Source organism: Tsukamurella tyrosinosolvens (assembly GCF_900104775.1).
Lineage (GTDB): Bacteria > Actinomycetota > Actinomycetes > Mycobacteriales > Mycobacteriaceae > Tsukamurella > Tsukamurella tyrosinosolvens.
Map to the genome: position 1 here is coordinate 100,992 of NZ_FNSA01000003.1, position 20,687 is coordinate 121,678.

Annotated in this window: 19 protein-coding genes and 1 pseudogene; 11 read left to right on the top strand and 9 right to left on the bottom strand. The window is 72.0% G+C overall.

The genetic code is table 11. The features are described from left to right. Positions 1–21 precede the first annotated feature (21 nt). Positions 22–1,359 carry a L,D-transpeptidase gene (locus tag BLW32_RS02000; protein WP_068740476.1) on the top strand — a complete coding sequence of 446 codons (1,338 nt, stop codon included), beginning with the start codon at positions 22–24 and terminating at the stop codon, positions 1,357–1,359. 679 nt (positions 1,360–2,038) lie between these two features. Here the strand turns inward: BLW32_RS02000 and BLW32_RS02005 are convergent. Then, positions 2,039–3,256 carry an MFS transporter gene (locus tag BLW32_RS02005; RefSeq protein ID WP_068526601.1) on the bottom strand — a complete coding sequence of 406 codons (1,218 nt, stop codon included), beginning with the start codon at positions 3,254–3,256 and terminating at the stop codon, positions 2,039–2,041. 176 nt (positions 3,257–3,432) lie between these two features. Between BLW32_RS02005 and BLW32_RS28415 the strand changes: the two are divergent. Next, positions 3,433–3,492, top strand: a pseudogene (locus tag BLW32_RS28415) (ArsR family transcriptional regulator); the annotation flags it as partial. Positions 3,493–3,544: 52 nt separating this feature from the next. Here BLW32_RS28415 and BLW32_RS28020 read toward each other — a convergent pair. Together BLW32_RS28020 and BLW32_RS02020 are read right to left on the bottom strand one after the other, a co-directional pair. Further along, a complete protein-coding gene (locus tag BLW32_RS28020) occupies positions 3,545–4,333 on the bottom strand; it encodes a DUF998 domain-containing protein (RefSeq protein WP_074850308.1) in 789 nt (262 codons plus the stop codon). Positions 4,334–4,343: 10 nt separating this feature from the next. After that, positions 4,344–5,228 (bottom strand): cytochrome c oxidase assembly protein, encoded by an 885-nt coding sequence (locus BLW32_RS02020; protein WP_082791247.1) that lies wholly within the window; start codon positions 5,226–5,228, stop codon positions 4,344–4,346. 68 nt (positions 5,229–5,296) lie between these two features. Here BLW32_RS02020 and BLW32_RS02025 point away from each other — a divergent pair, with 68 nt between their 5' ends. The 3 genes from BLW32_RS02025 (at position 5,297) to BLW32_RS02035 (ending at position 9,258) form a co-directional block, all read left to right on the top strand. Then, positions 5,297–5,986 (top strand): response regulator, encoded by a 690-nt coding sequence (locus BLW32_RS02025; RefSeq protein ID WP_068740484.1) that lies wholly within the window; start codon positions 5,297–5,299, stop codon positions 5,984–5,986. Next, positions 5,983–7,038, top strand: coding sequence for a sensor histidine kinase (locus BLW32_RS02030; RefSeq protein ID WP_074850310.1), 1,056 nt, complete (start codon positions 5,983–5,985; stop codon positions 7,036–7,038). Before BLW32_RS02025 ends, BLW32_RS02030 begins: the two co-directional genes overlap by 4 nt. A gap of 69 nt (positions 7,039–7,107) precedes the next feature. Next, positions 7,108–9,258 (top strand): solute carrier family 23 protein, encoded by a 2,151-nt coding sequence (locus tag BLW32_RS02035; protein WP_068740488.1) that lies wholly within the window; start codon positions 7,108–7,110, stop codon positions 9,256–9,258. Between the two features lie 86 nt (positions 9,259–9,344). Here BLW32_RS02035 and BLW32_RS02040 read toward each other — a convergent pair whose 3' ends face one another. Together BLW32_RS02040 and BLW32_RS02045 are read right to left on the bottom strand one after the other, a co-directional pair. After that, complete coding sequence (locus tag BLW32_RS02040) at positions 9,345–9,752, bottom strand: MerR family transcriptional regulator (RefSeq protein WP_068740489.1); 408 nt, start codon at positions 9,750–9,752, stop codon at positions 9,345–9,347. Positions 9,753–9,761: 9 nt separating this feature from the next. Next, entirely contained in the window at positions 9,762–11,267 is a 1,506-nt protein-coding gene (locus BLW32_RS02045; protein ID WP_068740491.1) for a SulP family inorganic anion transporter, read from the bottom strand. Between the two features lie 219 nt (positions 11,268–11,486). On the opposite strand from BLW32_RS02045, the gene BLW32_RS02050 reads away from it, so the two are divergent. The 4 genes from BLW32_RS02050 to BLW32_RS02065 are packed head-to-tail and all read left to right on the top strand — an operon-like array spanning position 11,487 to position 14,999. After that, positions 11,487–12,137, top strand: coding sequence for a hypothetical protein (locus tag BLW32_RS02050; protein WP_139286023.1), 651 nt, complete (start codon positions 11,487–11,489; stop codon positions 12,135–12,137). Continuing rightward, positions 12,109–12,807, top strand: coding sequence for a response regulator (locus BLW32_RS02055; protein ID WP_068740495.1), 699 nt, complete (start codon positions 12,109–12,111; stop codon positions 12,805–12,807). The genes BLW32_RS02050 and BLW32_RS02055 overlap by 29 nt, the downstream gene beginning before the upstream one ends. After that, complete coding sequence (locus BLW32_RS02060) at positions 12,804–14,192, top strand: sensor histidine kinase (protein WP_068740498.1); 1,389 nt, start codon at positions 12,804–12,806, stop codon at positions 14,190–14,192. The genes BLW32_RS02055 and BLW32_RS02060 overlap by 4 nt, the downstream gene beginning before the upstream one ends. Positions 14,193–14,201: 9 nt before the next feature. Continuing rightward, complete coding sequence (locus tag BLW32_RS02065) at positions 14,202–14,999, top strand: glutamate racemase (protein WP_068740500.1); 798 nt, start codon at positions 14,202–14,204, stop codon at positions 14,997–14,999. A gap of 159 nt (positions 15,000–15,158) precedes the next feature. Here BLW32_RS02065 and BLW32_RS02070 read toward each other — a convergent pair whose 3' ends face one another. The 3 genes from BLW32_RS02070 to BLW32_RS02080 all read right to left on the bottom strand — a co-directional run bounded on the left by BLW32_RS02070 (position 15,159) and on the right by BLW32_RS02080 (position 18,392). Then, entirely contained in the window at positions 15,159–15,785 is a 627-nt protein-coding gene (locus tag BLW32_RS02070; RefSeq protein WP_068526613.1) for a LapA family protein, read from the bottom strand. 133 nt (positions 15,786–15,918) lie between these two features. Beyond that, complete coding sequence (locus BLW32_RS02075) at positions 15,919–17,499, bottom strand: ABC transporter permease (RefSeq protein WP_068740501.1); 1,581 nt, start codon at positions 17,497–17,499, stop codon at positions 15,919–15,921. Continuing rightward, on the bottom strand, positions 17,496–18,392 hold the full coding sequence (locus BLW32_RS02080) for an ABC transporter ATP-binding protein (RefSeq protein ID WP_068740503.1): 897 nt from the start codon (positions 18,390–18,392) through the stop codon (positions 17,496–17,498). The genes BLW32_RS02075 and BLW32_RS02080 overlap by 4 nt, the downstream gene beginning before the upstream one ends. 65 nt (positions 18,393–18,457) lie before the next feature. Between BLW32_RS02080 and BLW32_RS02085 the strand changes: the two genes are divergently transcribed. Both BLW32_RS02085 and BLW32_RS02090 read left to right on the top strand, forming a co-directional pair. After that, entirely contained in the window at positions 18,458–18,919 is a 462-nt protein-coding gene (locus BLW32_RS02085) for a GbsR/MarR family transcriptional regulator (RefSeq protein ID WP_068526616.1), read from the top strand. A 31-nt stretch (positions 18,920–18,950) separates the two neighbouring features. Beyond that, positions 18,951–19,823 carry an aldo/keto reductase family oxidoreductase gene (locus tag BLW32_RS02090; protein WP_068526617.1) on the top strand — a complete coding sequence of 291 codons (873 nt, stop codon included), beginning with the start codon at positions 18,951–18,953 and terminating at the stop codon, positions 19,821–19,823. An 83-nt stretch (positions 19,824–19,906) separates the two neighbouring features. Here BLW32_RS02090 and BLW32_RS02095 read toward each other — a convergent pair whose 3' ends face one another. Continuing rightward, complete coding sequence (locus BLW32_RS02095; RefSeq protein WP_068740506.1) at positions 19,907–20,686, bottom strand: ABC transporter permease; 780 nt, start codon at positions 20,684–20,686, stop codon at positions 19,907–19,909. Position 20,687 lies beyond the last annotated feature (1 nt).

Sequence of the window (20,687 nt, forward strand, 5' to 3'; positions counted from 1 at the left end):
TGAGGGGAACGACGAGTGAGCATGTTCAACGAGCGCGTCGGTCGGCGTGCGGTCCTGGTCGGAGCCGCTGCGGCGGTGCCCCTGGTCGCCGCCGGCTGCACGATCGGCGACCTGACCGGTGGCGGCACGAGCGCGGGGCCGTCCACGCCCCCGCCCGATCCGGCGGAGGTCACCGTCACCCCGGCCGACGGTGCCCAGGCGATCAGCCCGATCACCCCGGTCACGGTGTCCATCGCCAAGGCCGTCCTCGGCTCGGTCACGCTGACCGACGCGAAGGGCGTCGCTGTCGAGGGCGCGCTGTCGACGGACATGCTGACCTGGAAGTCGTCGAAGCCGCTCGAGTACAACGGGCAGTACACGCTGGTCGCGAAGTACGAGACGCTCGGCCAGCAGCGCGAGAAGCGCACCACGTTCTCCACGGTCGCCGTCGACGAGACGAACAAGACGCTGCCGTACTTCGAGAACACGGGCGGCATGTCGCTCAACGACGGTGCCGTCTACGGCGTCGGGCAGGTCGCGGTCGTCCACTTCGACGAGGCGATCAAGGACCGGGCCATGGCCCAGAAGCTGCTCAAGGTCACCACCACCCCGCCCGTGGAGGGCGCGTGGATGTGGACCACCGACAAGACAGTGGCGTGGCGGCCCAAGGACTACTACCCGTCGGGCACGAAGGTGGCGATCGAGGTCAAGGCCTTCGGCAAGCAGGTCAGCCCGGGGCTGTGGGGCGAGAAGGACATCGCGATCGCGTTCTCGATCGGCGAGTCGCACGTCTCCATCGCCGATGACAACACCAAGCAGGTGCAGGTCTTCGTCAACGGCCAGATGGTGCGGTCGATGCCCACGTCGATGGGGCAGGGCGGCAACGAGGTCATCAACGGGCAGACGTTCCACTTCTGGACCCAGCGCGGCGTCTACACGGTGCTCGACAAGGCGAACCCCGTGATCATGGACTCCTCCACGTACGGGCTGCCGATCAACTCGCGGCTCGGCTACAAGCAGACCATCGGCTGGGCCACCCGCATCAGCAACGACGGCATCTATCTGCACGCCCTCGACAACATCGGCGCGCAGGGCGTCCGCAACGAGTCGCACGGCTGCCTCAACCTGAGCCCCGCGAACGCGCAGTGGTTCTTCGGGCTGTCGCAGCCGGGCGACGTGGTGGAGGTCCGCAACACCGGCGGCCCCGCGCTCGAGCAGTGGCAGAACGGTGACTGGTCCGTGCCGTGGGCCACCTGGGTCGCCGGCAGTGCGCTTCCGCCGGGCGAACAGGGCGACGAGCCCGAGACCACGTCCGCCGCGCCGTCCCCGTCGACGGTGCCGTCGTCGGACGCTCCCGCCTCGGGTACCCCCGGGGGCTGATCCGCGCGGCCCGCGGAGCTCGCGGCGGCGTGTAGCGCGCGTGGTCGCGGGCTGGTCCCGCGCGCGGGCGACTCTCGGATTCTGTCCGTTTCGGACAGGCGTGCGCCCCGCGCGCAGAGCTCTCGGGTGGAAGGACGGGCGGCGTTCCGCGCGTTCCGCATGGTCGGCGCAGTGCTCCGTCGCTGTCCGCGTGGCGCGGTCAAAGGAGCGTCGGCATCGATGCTCGCGCGCTGAAAGCACCGTATCGACGAGTCGTGCCCGCATGTCGTCCCCCGCGCCGCGCCGAGAGGAGCGCCGGACGTTCGCTCCCCCACGAGAGGCCGCTCGTCTCGTGGGGGTTCAGCCGTCCCCCGCGCGGCGTCGGGTCCCCCATGGGAAGCCGCGGCGTTCGGTGGGGGAGCGGACGTCCCCCGCGCGACGCCGAATCCCCGACGGTGAGCCGTGGTGGTTCACGCGTCTCCTTCGAGAAGCCGCGTCCCCCAATCCAAGCCGATGGATTCCGGTGTGGGATCGAGCCCCCACAGCGCGCCCTCCCTGTCCGGAGCCGCCGGTATTGCCGCGGTGTCCGAAACGGACAGAATCCGAGAGCGGCGAGATCGCTGACACTGCCGCGCTGTAGGGCCCGACCTCACCGGCCGCCCGTCGACGTGCAGGCGACGCGGGCGCGGTGCGCCCCGCCCTACGCGACGACGGCGGACCGTCGACCGCGGAGACCGATCGCGGCGGCGCCGAGGCAGGCCAGGGCGACGGCGGCGGCGAACCAGGGGAAGATCGTCGCGGTGCTGTACTGGGTTGCGAGGTAGCCGGCGATCACTGTCGGTACGCCCATCGCGAGGTAGCCGAGTAGGTAGTAGGCGCTCATCACCTGGCCGCGGGCATGCGCGGGCGCTACGGAGCCGAGGTGCCGCAGCGATCCGCCGAAGGCCAGGCCGAAGGTGGCGCCGAGCAGGATCGTGTCGACCACGATGAGCCACGTCTGGCCGTAGCGGACGGCGACCACGGCGAGCGCGAGCGAGGCGGCGAGGCCGATGTCGCCGACGATGGCGGTCGGCTTAGCCGGGTACCGCCCGCCGATGAACTGCGAGATCGCGGAGGCGATCGCCATCACGGCGACGAGGCCGCCGGTGAAGATCACCGAGCCGTGCCCGGTCACGTGCTGCACCAGCGCGGGGTAGAGGCTGAGGAAGACGCCGAGCACCGACCACGCGGTGATGATGCCGATGCCCGAGAACCAGAAGTCGGCGGTGATCTCGCCGGGCACGCCGGGGCGGCTGAGCCGGACGCGCTCGCCGGTGCGCCCGACGTGCGGCTCGATCAGCGCGATCACGCCGAGCAGGATCGCGAGCACCACGACGCCCATCGTCACGAACGGCGTGCGCAGCGGGTGCGGCGCGTACTGGGCCACGGCCGCGGCGCCGAGGGCGGTCGCGGCGATGCCCACGTTGAGGGCGACGCCGGACAGCATGCCGTTGCGCGCACCGTCGGTGGGCCGGACATCGAGGAGGGCCGCGCCGGCGACCACGGTGATCGACCCGATGGCCGCGCCGTGGAGGAAACGCGCCAGGATCAGCTGCCATTCGGCGCCGGCGAAGAGGAACAACAGCAGCCCGACGAGGATCGTGCCGACCGCCGCCAGCAGCACGGGCTTGCGGCCGATGGCGTCCGAGATCGGCCCGACGGTCAGCGCCGCGCCCAGCGCCCCGATCGCGTAGACCGCGAAGACGATCGTGGTCGATAGCGCCGACAGGTGCCATTCCTGCTGGTAGAGCGGGTACAGCGGCGACGGCAGCCCGGAGACGCCGAGGGCCAGCGCGAGCAGCGTGAGCAGGAGGGCGAAGGACCAGCGCTGCGGGTGGACGTGGGTCGACGGTGCCGCGACCTGCTGCGCCAGGCTCATCCGTGCCTCCGGGTGTACGGTGGTGGTTCGACGATTGTCGAACCGTTCGCAACAGTACACCCGGTTCGACGAAGATCAAACCGTTATCTCAGGGAACGAGAATGATGACCGACGCGACAGCCGCCGTCCCGCTGCACACCGTGCTCAGCGCGCTGGCCGATCCGGTGCGACTGGAGATGGTGCGGCGCCTGCATCGCGAGCGGCGCGCGCTCGTGTGCGCGGAGCTCTACGACGGTGTCACGAAGGCGACCGCCAGCCACCACTTCAAGGTGCTGCGCGAGGCGGGGCTCACGCGTCGCGACGATCTGGGCGCGACGGCCCGGCAGCTGCTGCTGATCGACGAGGTGAGCGCGGCGTATCCGGGCCTCCTCGAAGCGGTCCTCCGGGCCGCTGAGCGCGAGGCCGCCGAGCGCGAGGGCGCGGACCGCGCGGTCTCCGAGCCTGCGGGGACGTCGCCAGCAGCACCAGCCACAGCGTGAGCGTGAGCACCTGCGAGCGTTGGGCCAGGCCCAGGTAGAGCGCGGGTTCCAGCATCGCGGCCAGCGTCCACGCCGTCGCCAGGAGGTATGCCACCCCCATGCCGAGGGGGAGTCGCGCACCGTCGAACACGCGGGCGCCGGTCCCGCCCGAGCGGCGCCACAGCCCCCATCCGAGCACGGCGACCACCCCGCCGAAGCCCGCGATGCCCGACGAGACCGCGTGTCCGACGTGCGTGATCGGCACCTGGCCGGCGGCCTCGCGCGCGGCGCAGGCGGCGTCGGCGGTGGGGGTGCAGGAGAGCGGCATGAGGGCGTCGCACATGGTCGCGGCGCCCAGGACGAATACACCCACGAGCGCGACCAGGGCGAGCTTCGGCATCGGCCGCGCCGCGCGGTGGGCGAGCGCCGCCGCGACGACGAAGGCGGTGCCGGCGAGCAGGTCCGTCGCGCGGAAGAACTGGGCGTTCGGCTGCCCGACGGATCCGGTCTCGCTGACGTAGGAGTACAGCGGGCTCAGTCGAGAGCCGAGGAGCGGTGCGATCATCCACGTGGAGTAGAGGACGCAGCCCGCGAGCAGGATGAGGCGGGCGCGGCGCATGGGCCCCAGGTTACCGGCGCCGCAGGTCGTCGAGGTACGCGTTGTACGCCTCGCGTTCGTCCTCCTCCCGACGGTCCGCCCCCGCTCGCTCGGCGTCGCGCCGCTCGGACCGGCGCCAGCGCAGCGCGAACAGGCACGTGGTGATCATCGCGATGGGCTCGCCGTAGGACCAGGCCAGCGCCCCGGCGATGGACTGGTCGCGCAGCGGGTCGATGCCCCAGGCCGCCGGCGGCGTCGCGAACAGCGCGACCATCGGCGTGGTCGCCATCATGAGGATCACGCCGATGAAGACGTGCAGCGGCATCTCGATGAAGATGTCGAAGAAGCGCATCAGCCAGGAGTCGCGGCCGGGCAGCGGCCCGATCGAGAGGATCGGGATGATGAACAGCAGGCCTGCGCCCAGGAAGAAGACCTGCAGCGCGGTGTGCCCGAGCCACGTTCCGCCGATCGCGTCGACCACGCCGCCGAGGTACACGCCGTAGTAGCTCATCAGGAACAGCGGGATGGTGAAGCCCGAGTGCAGCAGGATCCGCGGGGCGGGGCTGCGCAGCAGCCCGAGCGCCGCACCGAGCACGACCTTGCCGAGCCCGCGGTGCGGCGTCGCGCGCAGCAGCAGCACGCCGGGCGCCCCGCCGACGAGCAGGGGCGGCACCAGGATCGACAGCGTGAGCTGCTGGAACATGAACGCGCTGAACAGGTGCCACGAGTAGGCCTCGATGCGCAGCCCGGTGACGCCCGCGAGCACGACGCAGCCGAGCAGGAAGCTCACGACGCGCGCGGCCGGCCACCGCCGGCCCTTCCGGCGCACCGTCCGCACCCCCAGGAGGTACAGCCCCGCCGCGATCGCCGCCGCCACCGGCAGCACGGGGAGCGCTGGCGGGGCCCAGGCGAGCATGCCCAGGATCGACGGTGTCGGGACCGGCGGATCTGGAATCAGCACATGCGCATATTACTATATAAAGAATGAACACCCACACGGTCCTCGTGATCGAGGACGAGCCCGCCCTCGCCCGGCTGACGCAGGAGTACCTCACCCGCGACGGCTTCGACGTGACCACCGCCGCCGACGGCGAGCGCGGCCTGGCGCTCGCCCGCGAGCTCGACCCGGCAGTGATCCTGCTGGACATCGGCCTGCCCCGCATCGACGGGCTCGAGGTCTGTCGCGCCGTCCGCTCGTTCAGCGACGCCTACGTCATCATGCTCACCGCCCGCGGCGACGAGCTGGACAAGATCGTCGGCCTGTCCGTCGGCGCCGACGACTACCTCGTCAAGCCCTTCAGTCCGCGCGAGGTGGTGGCGCGAGTGCGGGCCATGCTGCGCCGCCCGCGCTCCTCGCCCGACGGTGCCGCTGCCGCCCGCCGGTTCGGTGAGCTCACGGTCGATCCGCTGGCGCGCGAGGTCCGCGTGGGGGAGCGGGTCGTCGAGCTCACCGCCACCGAGTTCGATGTGCTCGCGACCCTCGCGCGCAGCCCCAACGTCGCCTTCTCGCGCGCGCAGCTCATCGAATCCATCTGGGGCGCGGGCTGGGTCGGCGACGAGCGGCTCGTCGACGTGCACGTCGGGCGCGTCCGCCGCAAGCTGGGCGACGACGCCGGCGACCCGCGCTTCGTGCGCACGGTGCGCGGCGTGGGCTATCGGATGGGACCCGGATGAGGCGGATGCGCGACCTCGGGATGGGCGGACGGATGGGCGGCATGCTCATGGCCGTCTCGCTGGGAACGCTCGCCATGACCGCCGTCGTCGACTTCGTGGTGTGGCCGCTGATCCTGGGGCGCACCGGCGCCGTGTCGGTGAACGTGGTCGCCGTGGTCTTCGGATTCGGCTCCGCGGTGGCCTTCTCCGTCGTGGCGAGCGTCTTCATCGCGCGTCGCCTGGGTCGCACCATGGCGAAGCTGGAGGGCGCCGCGCGGCAGGTCGCCGACGGTCGGTCCGGGGTGCGCGTCGCCCCCGTCGCGCTGGGGCCGGAGGCGGACGGGCTGGTGTCGGCGTTCAACGAGATGGCGGTGCAGCTCGAGTCCACGGACGAGTCGAGGCGGAGGCTGCTCGCCGACCTCGCGCACGAGATCCGCACGCCGGTCAGTGTTCTCGACGGCTACCTGGAGGGCATCGCCGACGGGGTCGTCGAGCCGGACGCCGCCACCCTCACCATGTTGCGCACGCAGACCACGCGCCTGGCGCGGCTCACGGACGACGTGCTGTCCGTGTCGCACGCGGAGGAGGGCGCGCTGAACCTGCGGCCCAGCGCGGTCGACGTGGCGGAAGCCCTCGAAGCCGCCGCCGCCGCGGCGGCGCGGGCGTACGCCGACAAGGGGGTTCGGCTGCAACTGCGGATCGGCGCGGGGGCGCGCCGCGCGATCCGTGCGGACCGTCAGCGCCTCGACCAGGTGCTGGCGAACCTCCTGTCGAACGCGTTGAGGCACAGCGATCCCGGTGGGTACGTCGAACTCGAGGCCGACGGCCATCCGCACCGCCGGATCCGGATCGCGGTCGTCGATCACGGCGACGGCATCGCCGCCGAGCACCTGCCTTGGATCTTCGAGCGCTTCTACCGCACCGACATCGCCCGGGATCGTGACCACGGCGGCAGCGGCGTGGGCCTCACCATCAGCCGCGCCATCGTGACCGCCCACGACGGTCACCTGTGGGTGGAGTCCGCCGGCCCCGACCGTGGTGCCGTCTTCGCGTTCACACTGCCTGCGCCCTGATCGCCGTCTTCACGGAACCTTCACGGTATCGCGACGGAGCGACCACACCGCGCCGCCACAGTGGTGCCCATGCAGGAGAAACTCAGAGACATAGCGCGTTTCGACGGGCCGTCGTCGATCGTCGTCTTCCTCGTGGCGCTGCCACTGTCCCTCGGTATCGCGCTGGCGTCGGGCGCGCCGCTCATGGCGGGCCTCATCGCGGGCGTCATCGGTGGCATCGTCGGCGGCCTGATGGGCGGATCGCCGCTGCTCGTCAGCGGCCCGGCGGCGGGCCTGACGGTGGTGGTCGCCGAACTCATCGCGACCTTCGGCTGGAAGGTGACCACCGCGATCACCGTCGCCGCGGGCCTGGTGCAGATCGGACTGGGCCTGAGCCGGATCGCCCGTGCGGCGCTGGCCATCTCGCCGGTCGTGGTGCACGCCATGCTCGCCGGCATCGGCGTGACGATCGTGATCCAGCAGGCCCACGTCCTGCTCGGCGGATCCTCGCGCAGCTCGGTGCTGCAGAACCTCACGGAGCTGCCCTCGAGGATCGGCGCCCTGCACTGGCCCGACCTCGCCGTCGGCCTCGTCGTGATCGCGGTGATGGTGCTCTGGCCGAAGCTGCCCGCGGCGTGGCGCCGCGTCCCCGGCGCCCTCGTCGCCGTGACCGCCGCGACGGTGCTCTCCCTCGTGGTCCCGATGAACGTCGAGCGGATCCGCCTGAACGGCTCCATCATCGACGCGATCGGCCTGCCGGAGATGCCCACCGGCAACTGGGGCGCCGTCGCCCTCGGCGTGCTCACCGTCGCGCTCATCGCCAGCGTCGAGTCCCTGCTCTCCGCGGTCGCCACCGACCGCATGCACGACGGCGCCAAGACGAACCTGGACCGCGAGCTCGTCGGCCAGGGCGCCGCCAACACCGTCTCCGGCCTGCTCGGGGGCCTGCCCGTGACCGGCGTCATCGTGCGGAGCGCCACCAACGTCGCCGCCGGGGCGCGCACCCGCTGGTCCGCGGTCCTGCACGGCGTGTGGCTGCTCCTCTTCTCCGTCGCGCTCTCGGGCCTCGTCGAGAAGATCCCCACCTCGGCGCTGGCCGGCCTGCTCATCGTGATCGGCGTCCAGCTGGTGAAGATCTCCCACATCCGCACCGCCCGCCGCACCGGCGACCTGCTCGTCTACGCCGTGACCATCGGCGGTGTCCTGTTCCTCAACCTGCTCGAGGGCGTGCTCGCCGGGCTGGTCGTCGCGCTGGTCCTCGTCCTGTGGCGCGTCGCGCGGGCCCACATCGAGGCCGTGGTCGACGGTGCCGGCCGCTGGCACGTCACCGTCGACGGGACGCTGTCCTTCTTCTCCCTGCCGCGACTGACGCGGGTGCTCGCCACCGTCCCGCCCGGGCAGGACGTCGCGATCGAGCTGACCGTCGACTTCCTCGACCACGCCGCGGCGGAGGAGATCCAGGAGTGGGCGCGGCGCTACCGGGCCGCGGGCGGCACCGTCACCGTCGACGACCTGGGCGGCGCGGCCCTCGATGCGGCCGCGACCGTCACGCCCCGTCGGACCACGGAACGCCCGGCCGAGCGCGGCCTGCTGCCCTGGCGCGCGCACGCCCGCGGCGGCCTCGCGGACGGGATCGCCCGCTACCACCGCCGGCACGCCGCCCTGCTCAGCGACGATTTCGACCAGCTCAGCGGCGGCCAGAAGCCGGAGGCGCTGTTCCTCACCTGCGCCGATTCGCGGGTGGTGCCGAACGTCATCACCGGCAGCGGCCCCGGCGACCTGTTCACCGTCCGCAACGTGGGCAACCTGGTCCCGCCCGCGGGCGCGGACCCGTCGCTGGAGGCGTCCCTGTCGTTCGCCGTCGACGAGCTTGCGGTGCGGCAGATCATCGTCTGCGGGCACTCGGCGTGCGGGGCGATGGGTGTCGCGCTCACCTCGCCCGCCGTGCCCCCGACGATCGAGCGCTGGATCGAGCACGCGGCACCGTCGACCGCGGCCTTCCGCGCCGGGCACCCGGTCCGCGCCGCGGCGGCGGACCTGGGATTCGGGACCGCCGACCAGCTCTCCCTGGTCAACGTCGCCGTCCAGGTGGCGGCGGTGGCCGAGCACCCGCTGGTCCGGGACGCGGTCGCCGCGGGGCGGGTCGAGGTGATCGGCCTGTTCTTCGACATCGCGTCCGGCCGGGTGCTGCACGTGACGGACTCGGCGGTCGCGGAGGCGGACACTCTCACCCACGCCTAGCGACGCGCCGGCGCGGCGCTGCGGACCTCACCCCCGCGGCGCCGCGCGTTCGCCCCGCCCAACGCGCGTTCCGTCGCCTGCGGTCGTCAGCGCTGCCGGGCCAGGCCGGCGAGGGTGGTCGCGAACTCCTCGGCGATCGCCAGTTGTGCCCGCAGCTCCGCGCAGCGCTGCTGCGCGGCCTCGGAGCACTGGTCGACGAAGGCCTCCGCGTCGGCGCGGACCTCGGCCGCTGCGGACGGGGCGGCGAGAGTGTCCAACGCCGCGAGCAGGTCCCGCATCTGCTCGAGGGTGAAGCCCAGGGGTTTCATGCGGCGGATCACCAGCAGGCGGTCGACGTCGGCGGTGGTGTAGAGGCGGAAGCCCCCGGGGCTGCGCTCGGACGGCGTGACCAGGCCGACCTCGTCGTAGTGCCGGATCGTCTTGAGCGACAACCCGGTGGCCTCCGCGACCTGTCCGATCTGCAGGAGGCGGCCCGATCCCGGTGTCTCTGCCATGGCGTGAGCCTAATGCTCGCCGCCGAGGTGACCGCTGAGCCGCCCGTGCCGCTCGGCGGAGGCCGCGTCCAGCCCGACGAACTCCACCTCCTTGCCCTTGCCGCGGTACCTGGTCTCGATCGCGTCGAGCGCCGCGACGGTGGAGGCGTCCCAGACGTGCGTCGCGGACAGGTCGATGATCACGTGGTCCGGGTCGTTCGCGTAGTCGAACTGGTGCACCAGATCGTTGCTGGAGGCGAAGAAGAGCTCGCCCTGCACGCGGTAGGTGCGCGTGCCCGGGGCGGCCGACTCAGTGGGAACGACCTCGGTGAAATGTGCGACGCGCCGGACGAGGAGCAGCGTCGCGACGATGACGCCGCCGACGACGCCGAAGGCGAGGTTGTGGGTGGCGACGGTGATCGCGACGGTGACGAGCATGACGGCGGTCTCGCTGCGCGGCATGCGGCGCAGGGTCGCGGGGGCGATGCTGTGCCAATCGAAGGTGCCGACCGCGACCATCACCATCACGGCGACCAGTGCCGCCATCGGGATCCGGGCCACGAGGTCTCCGAGCCCCACGACGAGGACCAGGAGGAACAGGCCGGCGAGGAAGGTCGAGATCCGCGTCCGCGCGCCGGAGCTCTTGACGTTGATCATCGTCTGCCCGATCATCGCGCAGCCGCCCATGCCGCCGAAGAAGCCGGTCACCACGTTCGCCACGCCCTGGCCCCAGCCTTCACGGGTCTTGTCGGAGCGGGTGTCGGTGATGTCGTCGACGAGGGTGGCGGTCATGAGCGATTCGAGTAGGCCGACGAGGGCCATCGCGAGGGCGTAGGGCGCGATCAGGCGCAGCGTGTCCAGGTCGTACGGGACGTCGGGGATGAGCCACTGGGGAAGGGTGCTCGGCAAATCGCCCTCGTCGCCGACGTTCGGCACCGTGAGGCCGGCGGTCATGGTGACCGCCGTCAGCAGGACGATCGCCACCAGCGGAGCGGGCACGGCGGTGGTCAGTCTCGGTAGGCCGATGATGATGAGCAGCCCCGCCGCGATCATCGGGTAGACGAGCCACGGCACGCCGGTCATGTGCGGTACCTGGGCGAGGAAGATGAGGATCGCGAGGGCGTTGACGAACCCGACCATGACCGACCGCGGGATGAACCGCATCAGCTTCGCCACACCGAGGGCGCTGAGCACGATCTGCAGGACGCCGGCGAGGATCACGGTCGCGAGCAGGTAGTCCAGTCCATGCTCCCGCGCGATCGGGGCCACCACGAGGGCGACCGCACCCGTGGCGGCGGAGATCATCGCGGGCCTGCCACCCACGATCGCGATCGTCACGGCCATGGTGAACGACGCGAACAGCCCCACCCGGGGATCGACGCCGGCGATGATCGAGAACGAGATCGCCTCGGGGATCAGCGCCAGCGCGACCACGAGCCCTGCGAGTGACTCGGTCTTGAGGCGCCTCGGGCTCCGTAGTGCGGCGACGACGTCGCTGTCCCGTACGGCCCGGGGGAGGCGCGCGTCCACTGCCATCGGTCGATCCTTCGTGTCGGTTCGCCGCGCCGCGCCGCGGCGCGTGCGAGGTGAGGGATGTGCGCGGAGGTGTCGCGCGAATGCGACGAACTCTACCCTCCCGTAAGGGAAGGGTTGTCGCGAGGGTGTGCCTACCCCCCGCGGACTGCGACACGGCTGTGACATTCGTGGGGCGAAACGGAGGCGGGCGGGCGACGATGGGGGACAATGCTCGGCGTCATGTTCGCAACAACACGCCCCTGGACCGCCGCGACGACGGCCGTCGTCGCCGCGCTGGCGCTCGGCGGGCTCTACCTCGCGGCGGTCGGAAACTCGACCGGCCAGCTCGTCGACCACGAGCTCATGCGGATGATCTCCGCCGCCTTCGGGGTGGAGAACCCCGTCGAGGGCGCGCTCGGCCGGTATCAGCTCCCGATGCTCGCGGTCGGCGGCCTCGTCGTCGCCGCGGTCGTCGCGAGCCGCCGGTCCAAGACGGTCGCCGTCTCGGCGGCGCTCGTCCTCGCCTCGACGGTCGCGGGCGCCTACCTGCTCAAGGCCCTGCTCGATCGGCCCTCCTTCGGCATCGGCCCCGAGCTCAACTCCTTCCCGTCGAACACCGTCGCCGTGGTCGCCGCGCTCGCGGTGATCCTGGTCGGCTCCGCCGCGCGCCGCTACCGGACCGCGGCACTCGTCCTCGCCGTCGCCGCCGGGAGTGTGGTCTCCGTCCTCGTCGTCGCCCAACAGTGGCACCGCCCCGGCGATGTCCTGGGAGCATGGTTGGTGGCCGTCGGCGCCGCCGCGGTGGTCCGGGTCGGTCAGGCCGCCTGGGCCTGGACGTCCGACGTGGAAGGGAGCCTCACGGGTGGTCAGACTGCTGCTCATCGAGGATGACCCGGCGATCGTCGACGCGTTGACGCTCTCGCTCGGCCGGCTCGACCACACCGTCGAGCACCTGGCCGCCGCCACGGACGACCTCGAGGAGCGCGTGACCGCCGCCGACGCGGTGATCCTCGACGTCGGCCTGCCCGGCGAGGACGGCTTCGCCGTGTGCCGCCGCATCCGCCGCTCCAGCACGGTCCCGATCCTCATGCTCACGGCCCGCTCGGACGACATCGACACCGTCGCCGGGCTCGAGGCCGGCGCCGACGACTACGTCGTCAAGCCCGTCAGCCCCCGCGTGCTCGACGCCCGGATCAAGGCCGCGCTCCGCCGTTCCGCGCCCGCCGACCTCGCCCCGGCACCGTCGGCCGAGGTGGCGGCACCGTCGAACGACGGTCCGCTGACCGTCGACCGGGCCGGTGCGGAGGTCCTGCGCGACGGTGCGCCCCTGCCGCTCACGCCCACCGAGAAGCGGCTGATGTACGCCTTCGCCGACCACCCCGGCCAGGTGCTCAGCCGCGAGCAGCTGCTCGCGATGGCCTGGAACCAGGACTTCCTCGGCGACTCCCGGCTGGTGGACAACGCGATCCTGCGGCTGCGGCCCAAGATCGACCCGCCCGACGGCAACAGCCACATCGAGACGGTGCGCGGCTTCGGCTACCGGTTCCGGCCCACGCCGTGATCGCGGGCCTGCGCACCCGGATCCTCGCGATCATCGTGATCGTGACCTGCTTGACCGCGGGCGTCACCGGCGTCGCCGTCGCGATGGTGGTGCGGGACTGGGTGTATCAGGACGCGCAGGAGGCCGTGCTCACCACGTTCCGGCACGACATGGAGACCTTCGAGCGCCAGGGGATGCCGACGCCGGGCAGCGGCGGGGCCTCGCCGGGAGGCCGATCGAGCATCGGGGAGTTCCTCCCGGGCGATTACACCGTGGAGGTCGACGGGGTGACCGTCCGCCAGGGGTCCGCACCCCCGCAGGATTTCCCCGGGGCGATGCGGCGCGAGCTCGAGCGGGTGCCGTCGCTGTACCGCTTCCAGCGGTTGCCGGACGGGAAGGTGCTCGTCGCGCACAGCGTTCCTCGGCCGGCGATCTTCAACGCGGAGAGCGTCGTGGTCTACGGTGTGCAGCCGCTCGAGGACGTCGGGCCCCGGTTGAGCCGGCTCACGTTGCTGGTCGTCGTCGCCGTGGCCGGGAGCGCTCTGCTCGGCATCCTCGTCGCGCTGATCGTGGCGCGCACGGTGACCAGGCCGCTCAGCCGGATCCAGTCCGTCGCCGCGCGGGTCACGGACGGCGACACCGAGGCCCGCCTGCCCGCGACGAACGTCACCGAGCTGCGCGATCTCACCGACACCTTCAACTCCATGCTCGACCGGCAGAACCAGTCGATCGACGTGCTGCGCCACCAGGACGCGCGGTCGCGGCGGTTCGTCGGCGACGTCTCGCACGAGTTGCGCAGCCCGCTCGCCGCGCTGGTCCCCGCCGCGGAGGTGCTGCGCGAGGAGGCCGCGACGCTCCCGGCCGACGCCGACCTCCGGCGCGCCTCCGAGCTGGTCGCCTCCGAGGTCGACACCCTCGCCGGTCTCGTCGACGACCTGCTGGAGATGACCCGCCTCGACGCCGGCGCCGCCGAGGTGCGGCGCACGCCGTTCGAGCTGGTCGGGGCCCTGCGCGACGCGCTCTCCGCCCGCGGCTGGCACTCCGTCCAGGTCGACGGTGCGCCCCTCACCGTCGAATCCGATCGGCGCCGGGTGGTCGCGGTGGTGACCAACCTCGTCGGCAACGCCGTCCGGCACGGTGCCCCGCCCGTGACGGTGACCGTGGCCTCCGGGCCGCAGGGGAGCGTGGTCGAGGTGCGCGATCACGGGCCGGGGGTGCCGCCCGGCGACGAGGAGCGGGTGTTCGGCCGGTTCGCCAAGGCCCAGGAGGCCCGCTCGCGCGGCGCCGGCGGGGGCGCGGGCCTCGGGCTCGCGATCGCCCGGGACAACGCGCGGCTGCTGGGCGGCGACGTCGACTACCGGCGCGAGGGCGCGACCACCGTCTTCCGGTTGCGGCTCGCCCGGTAAATTCGGGTCATGCGCGTGGCGGTGATCGACTCCGGTTTCGGGATGGTCAACTACGCCGACGCCCTCTCCCGCGTGCGGCCGGACACCGAGCTGGTGCTGGCCCGCGACCCGGACAACATGCCCTACGGTCTGCTGGAACCCGCCCGGATCTCGGAGTGCGTGGTCGCCATGGCCGGCGCCGCTGCCCGGTACGGCGTCGACGCGATCATCGTCGCCTGCAACACCGGCTCCATGTACGCGTTGGAGGCGGCGCGCGCCCGCTTCGAGCCCGCGGTCCCCGTGGTCGGGGTGGTGCCCGCCATCCGCCCCGCGGGGTCGACGGGGCGGCCCTTCGCCGTCTGGGCGACCGCCGCGGCCACGGTGAGCGACTACCAGACCTCGCTCATCGACGCCTTCGCCGACCCGGCCCTCGCGCACCGCATCCCCTGCTACGGCCTGGCCGAGGCGATCGACTCCGGCGACCCCGAGCGCGTCGCGGTGGCGATCGACGCCGCGGCCGCCGCGACCCCCGCCGACATCGAGTCGGTGGTGTTGGGCTGCACCCACTACGGGCTGGTCAGGGAGCCGATCGTGGCCGCGCTGCAGGAGCGGACGGGGCGCGAGGTCGCCGTCTTCGACTCGCCGGAACCCGTCGCACGGCAGACGCTGCGCCGGCTCGGAGTGGAGCCCGGCGGACCGTCGGAGCTGGGCGCCGTGGTGGCCGTGCTCGAGTCCGGGAGGCCCGGCGCGCTGCCCGCGTCGCTGGCGGCGTATCCCGCCGGGCGGCTGTTGCTGGAGCGATGCGGTCGCAGCGCGAAAACGCGGTGACAAAAGAATCGCGATGAGATATATGCATCACCGCAACTCTCCTGTTATCCTGAGAGGGCACTGACCGCAGCTGACTCGCTCGCTGCGGTCAGTAGTCATTTGCAGGGCTTTTGATCTCTCAAGTTAGCCCCGGGTCTCTCAGGTGAAACGTCAACTGTCTCAGTCGATGAGACGGGCGAAGGCCGGATCGGTCAGAGTCGACTCCAGAAGCGCGGCCGGGATCGCAAGGACTTCACCCTCGGGAAGTTGGAGGACGAAGAGACTGCCGACGCGGCGGAAGCCTTCGATGTCGCTTCGCGCGATGATGATCGTGTTGATCCGGTTGTCGATGCGGATACGGGTCGCATCGCTCCCGGCCGCCCAGCGTGTGCCGGCCCGCAGGACCTTTCGGTTCTGGCGCCACGCGGCGAACAGGCAGATCAGGAGAATTTCGAGACTCAGGCCGAGGAAGAAGCACCCGCCGATCAGCAGCCCCAGGGGCCAGCCGCTGCCCGTGGCGATGCAGACCGCTGCGACGATCACTCCCACCACGAGCCCGATCACCAGCGACCGCACCCAGAAGCGCCGCTGTCGCAGTACGGACAAGCTCGCGCGGCGGAGGTCCCCGGGCTGGGCCACCCACTCGACCGTGATCGGAGGGATCCGGTCGGCGTTGTCCGGCGAGGACTCAGGCGGCACGGTGTCCCCGGGGCCTGTGCCCGCCTCTGGAGCAGAATCCGTCGCCGCGACGTCGTCCGGCGTTGGATCGTGCGGCGTCGAGAGGTCCTGTTGCGGCTCGTTCGTCACGGATGCAGTCTCACACGATCGCTATCCAGAATGCGCCATCGGCCTCGCCGTCGCCTTCCCGCGCCCGTTTCGCACTCTTCATCCCGGTGCAACGGGATGAAGAGGCGGAAACGGGAGCGGGAGCGACGCTGGCCTACGCGGCCAGGTCCCGGCGGGACTCGGAGAAGGCGGCCGCGATCAGACCCGCAGCGGCGATCACGACCAGCGTGATCGTGGCCCCGGTGAGCACGGCGGCGCCGGGTTGCGTCGCGACGTGCTTGAATGGCGAGACCTTCGCGACCCAATCGGGGAGCTTGAGCACGTCGGCGATCATCGTGGTCACGCACAGCGCGAGCACGATCCAGCCCACGGACGACCACCGCGCCGAGATCGCGCCCGCGAGGGCGGCGATCGCCGTGATCACCCACACCGCCGGCAGCGCGGCCAGCGCGGGGACGATCAGCTCGCGGCCGGCGGTGAGCGAGACGCCCACGCCGAGCGCGAGACTGACCACCGTCGTCGCGATCACCGCAGCGGTCAGGTGCGACGCGTACCAGCGCAGCCGCGCCACCGGCGCCGACAGGAGGTACTCCGCGCGGCCCGAGGTCTCCTCGGAGCAGGCCGTGTTGACGATGGAGATGCCCAGCGCCGCGACCGCCATGCCCATGATGGAGAACTCGGCACCGAAGAAGACGTCCAGCAGGCTGGAGCCGGATCCGCCGAGGCGCTCGAGCATCTCGCGCGTGCCGGCGTTGCCCGCGAGCGAGTCGATCGCGCTGCCCATGCCGCCGAAGGCGAGGCCGACGGCCAGCATGCCGATGCTCCAGCCGATGAGCTGGCCGCGGTGCAGCCGCCACGTGAGCGCCTCCACCGAACCGAGCAGGGCGCTGCCGCGTGCGCGGCCCCGACCGACGGGGATGAGGCCCGCGCCCAGGTCGCGCTGCGCGGCGAGTCGGAGCGCCGCCGCGGTGAGCAGCACCGACGCCGCGAGCAGCAGCAGGATCGGCCAGGGCCGGTCGTCGGCGAACGGGCGGATCTGCTGCGCCCAGCCGAGGGGCGAGAGCCACGACTCCCAGCCGGGCTCGGCGGGCAGCGTCCCGTCGGTGCGGATGACGGAGACGTCGCCGACGGCCCGGAGCAGGTAGGCGCCCCCGAGGCCCACGGCGAACAGGCCGCGCGCCGCGCGCGCACCCTCCGTGAGCTGCGCGCAGAGGAGAGCGAACGCGGCGAAGACGATGCCGGTGAACGCCCAGAGTGCGCCGAACATGATGCTGCCCTGCGTGTCCGCGCCCATGCCGACGAGCGTCAGGGCGCTCAGCACGCCGATCGCCAGGCTCAGCGCGGTGCTCTCGATGAGTGCCGCGAGCGGGGGAGCGGTGCGGTCGATCGCGGAGGCGCCCAGCATCTCCCGCCGCCCGGACTCCTCGTCGGCGCGGGTGTGGCGGATCACCAGCAGGCCCGTGAGCAGCCCGAGCGCGGCCGCCATCATCACGACCATCTTGATCATGCCGACCGCGCCGGTGGTGGCGGAGTACACGGGCCCGAACATCGCGACGAGCGAAGGGTTCTCGCTCGCGGCCCGCGCGGCGGAGTCGAGGGCGGACTGGTCGGCGTAGGTGGTCTTCGCCGTCGAATAGGCCGACGCGGCCATCGCCACGTAGAGCAGGAGCCACACCACCAGCTGGATGCGGTCGCGCCGCACCACCAGCCGCAGGGTGGCGCCCAAGCCGGTCATCGCACGGCCCCGGCGGTGTCGTAGTGCCGCAGGAAGAGCTCCTCCAGCGTCGGCGGGCGGCTGGTCAGCGACGTGGGACCGGCGGCCGCGAGCTCGCCGAGGAGGCGGCCGAGGTCGGCGGACTCCACGCTGAACGAGACACGGTCACCGTCGGCCTGCAGGTCGTGCACGCCCGCGGTGTTCGCCAGGTCGACGGGGCGCGCCAGCGTCGCCTCGACCCGGGTGCGCGACAGGTGGCGGAGCGAGGCCAGCGAACCGGTCTCGACCGACGCACCGTCCTTGATGATGGTGACGGTGTCCGCCACCCGGTCCACCTCGGACAGGATGTGGCTGGACAGCAGGATGGACGTGCCGGCGGCCTTCGCCTCGGCGAGGCACTGTGTGAAGACCTCCTCCATGAGCGGGTCGAGGCCGGAGGTGGGCTCGTCGAGGATCATGAGCTCGGCGCGGGCGGCGAAGGCGGCGACCAGCGCGACCTTCTGCCGGTTGCCCTTGCTGTAGGTGCGGGCCTTCTTCGCGGGGTCGAGGGCGAAGCGTTCGATCAGCTCGGCCCGGCGCGCCTCGTCGAGGCCGCCGCGCAGGCGCCCCATGAGGTCGATGATCTCGCCGCCGGAGAGGTTGGGCCACAGGGTCACGTCACCCGGCACGTAGGCGAGGCGGCGGTGCAGCTCGGGGGCCTGCGACCACGGGTCGCCGCCGAGCAGTTCGACGGTGCCCGAGGTCTTCTTCAGCAGGCCGAGGAGGACGCGGATGGTGGTGGACTTGCCCGCCCCGTTGGGGCCGAGGAAGGCGTGGACCTCTCCCGGTGTCACGTGGAGGTCGAGCCCGGTGAGTGCGTGTGCGCTGCCGAAGGTCTTGGTGAGGCCCTCGACGCGGATGACTTCAGTTGTCATGTCGCTGACGCTACGCTCAGTTCACAAATTTGTGAAGTGTCTGAATTGTAGCTATCGTGACCAGCATGGACGCGCCGGACTTCGTGGAGAACATGGCAGCCGCGTTCGTGGATGCGGGTATGCAGCGCATGGCATCCCGCGTCTTCGCCGCGGTGCTGACGTCGCCGGAAGCGGCGCTCACGCCCTCGCAGATCGCCGAGCGGTTGCAGGTGTCCGCCGGAGCCGTGTCGGGTGCCGTGCGGTACCTCGAGCAGACGAGCATGATCCGCCGCACGCACGTCCCGGGGTCGCGGCACAGCCTGATCACCCTCGGCGACGACATCTGGTACGAGGCCTTCGCCGCCCGCAACCCGATCCTGGAGCGGTGGCGCGATGTCGCGATCGAGGGGATCGAGGAGCTGCCCACGGGCGGCCCGGCCGCGGAGCGGCTCTCGGTGATGCGCGACTTCTTCGAGTTCATGATCGACGAGCTCCCCGAGATGATGGAGCGCTGGCGGCGGGTTCGCGAGGCCAAGCACGGGCACTGACACCGGGCGACGGCGGTGCAATGATGGGCGCATGACTGCACCCACCCCGCCCGGCGGCACCTTCGACCTCGGCGGCGACCTCACCGTCACCCGGTTCGGTTACGGGGCCATGCAACTCGCGGGGCCGCACGTCTTCGGACCGCCCGCCGACCGCGAGGCCGCGATCGAGGTGCTGCACGACGTGATCGACCTCGGCATCACGCACATCGACACCAGCGACTACTACGGCCCGTTCGTCACCAACGAGATCATCCGTGAGGCGCTGCACCCGTACCCGGAGTCCCTGCACATCGTCACCAAGGTCGGCGCCCGGCGCGACGACACCGGCGGCTGGCCTCCCGCCCTCGAGCCCGACGACCTGCGCCGCGCCGTCGACGAGAACCTCGAGCGCCTGGGCCTCGACGTGATCGACGTGGTGAACCTGCGCGTCGGCGATTTCGACACCCCCAGCGCCGGCTCGATCGCCGAGCCCTTCACCGTGCTCGCCGAGCTGCAGCAGCAGGGCCTGATCCGCCACCTCGGCGTGAGCACCGTGACGGCCGAGCAGGTGGCCGAGGCGCAGTCGATCGCGCCGGTGGCGTGCGTGCAGAACTTCTACAACATCGCCCATCGCGTCGACGACGAGCTGGTGGATTCCCTGGCGGCGCAGGGCATCGCGTACGTGCCCTACTTCCCGCTCGGTGGGTTCAGCCCGCTCCAGTCGGACGCGCTGAACGCGGTCGCGGCCCGGCTCGGCGCCACCCCGATGTCGGTCGCCCTCGCGTGGTTGCTGCAGCGTTCGCCGAACATCCTCCTGATTCCCGGCACCTCGTCGATCGCGCACCTGCGCGAGAACGTCGCCGGCGCCGCGCTGGAGCTCCCGGAGGACGCGCTCGCCGAGCTGGACGCGATCGGCGCCCGCTGATCTTCGGTGCGTGTCGGCGACGACACGCCGGGGCCCGGTCGCAGAGATGCACCGAGGCTCCGTCGGCGGTCCGCCGTACGCGGTCAGTAGTTGCGCGGCCCGGTCTCGTAGCGGCCGTCGGCGACCAGCCACGTCACGGCGACGACGGCGATCGGCGTCACGCACAGGATCGCGATCAGGACGTACAGCTGCATCACCGCCGCGGCGAGGGGCGAGGCGCCACCCAGCACCATGCCCACGAACGCGCCGGGGATCGTGACCAGCCCGACGGTCCGCGTCTGGTCCAGCGCGGGGATCAGCGCCGTCGCGGCCGCGCTGCGCGCCAGCTCCAGCCGCACGAACAGCGGATCGAGGCCCAGCGCCAGGCCGGCCTCCAGCTCGCCCCGTCGCGCGTTCAGCTCCTCCAGGGCGCGCTTCCCGGCGAGCCCCGCGCCGGCCATCGCCGCACCGATCGCGCTGCCCGCCACGGGAATCACCGCGATTCCCCGCGCCGGCAGCACCCCGGTCGCCATGAGCGCCGCCGTCAGGACCGCGGCCGGGCCGGCCACCGCCGCGGTCGTCGCCGCCAGTTCCGACCACCGCGGCCGTCGCGCGACGATGCGGCGCGCCGCCGTCCACCCCGCCGTGACGCCCATGAGCAGCACGAACGCCGCGGTGAACCACAGGCTCCGCACGATCAGGCTGAGCACCATCCCGAGCACCGCGAGCTGCACCGTCGCGCGGACCGTCGAACCGAGGATCGCCGGTCCGTATCCGGTGCGCCCGAGCCACGCCACGGCCGCGCCCGTGAGGGCGAGGGCGACGAGGGCGACGGCGAGCCCCGGGCCCACCGTGAGCAGCTCGCCCGGATCACTTCCGGTCATG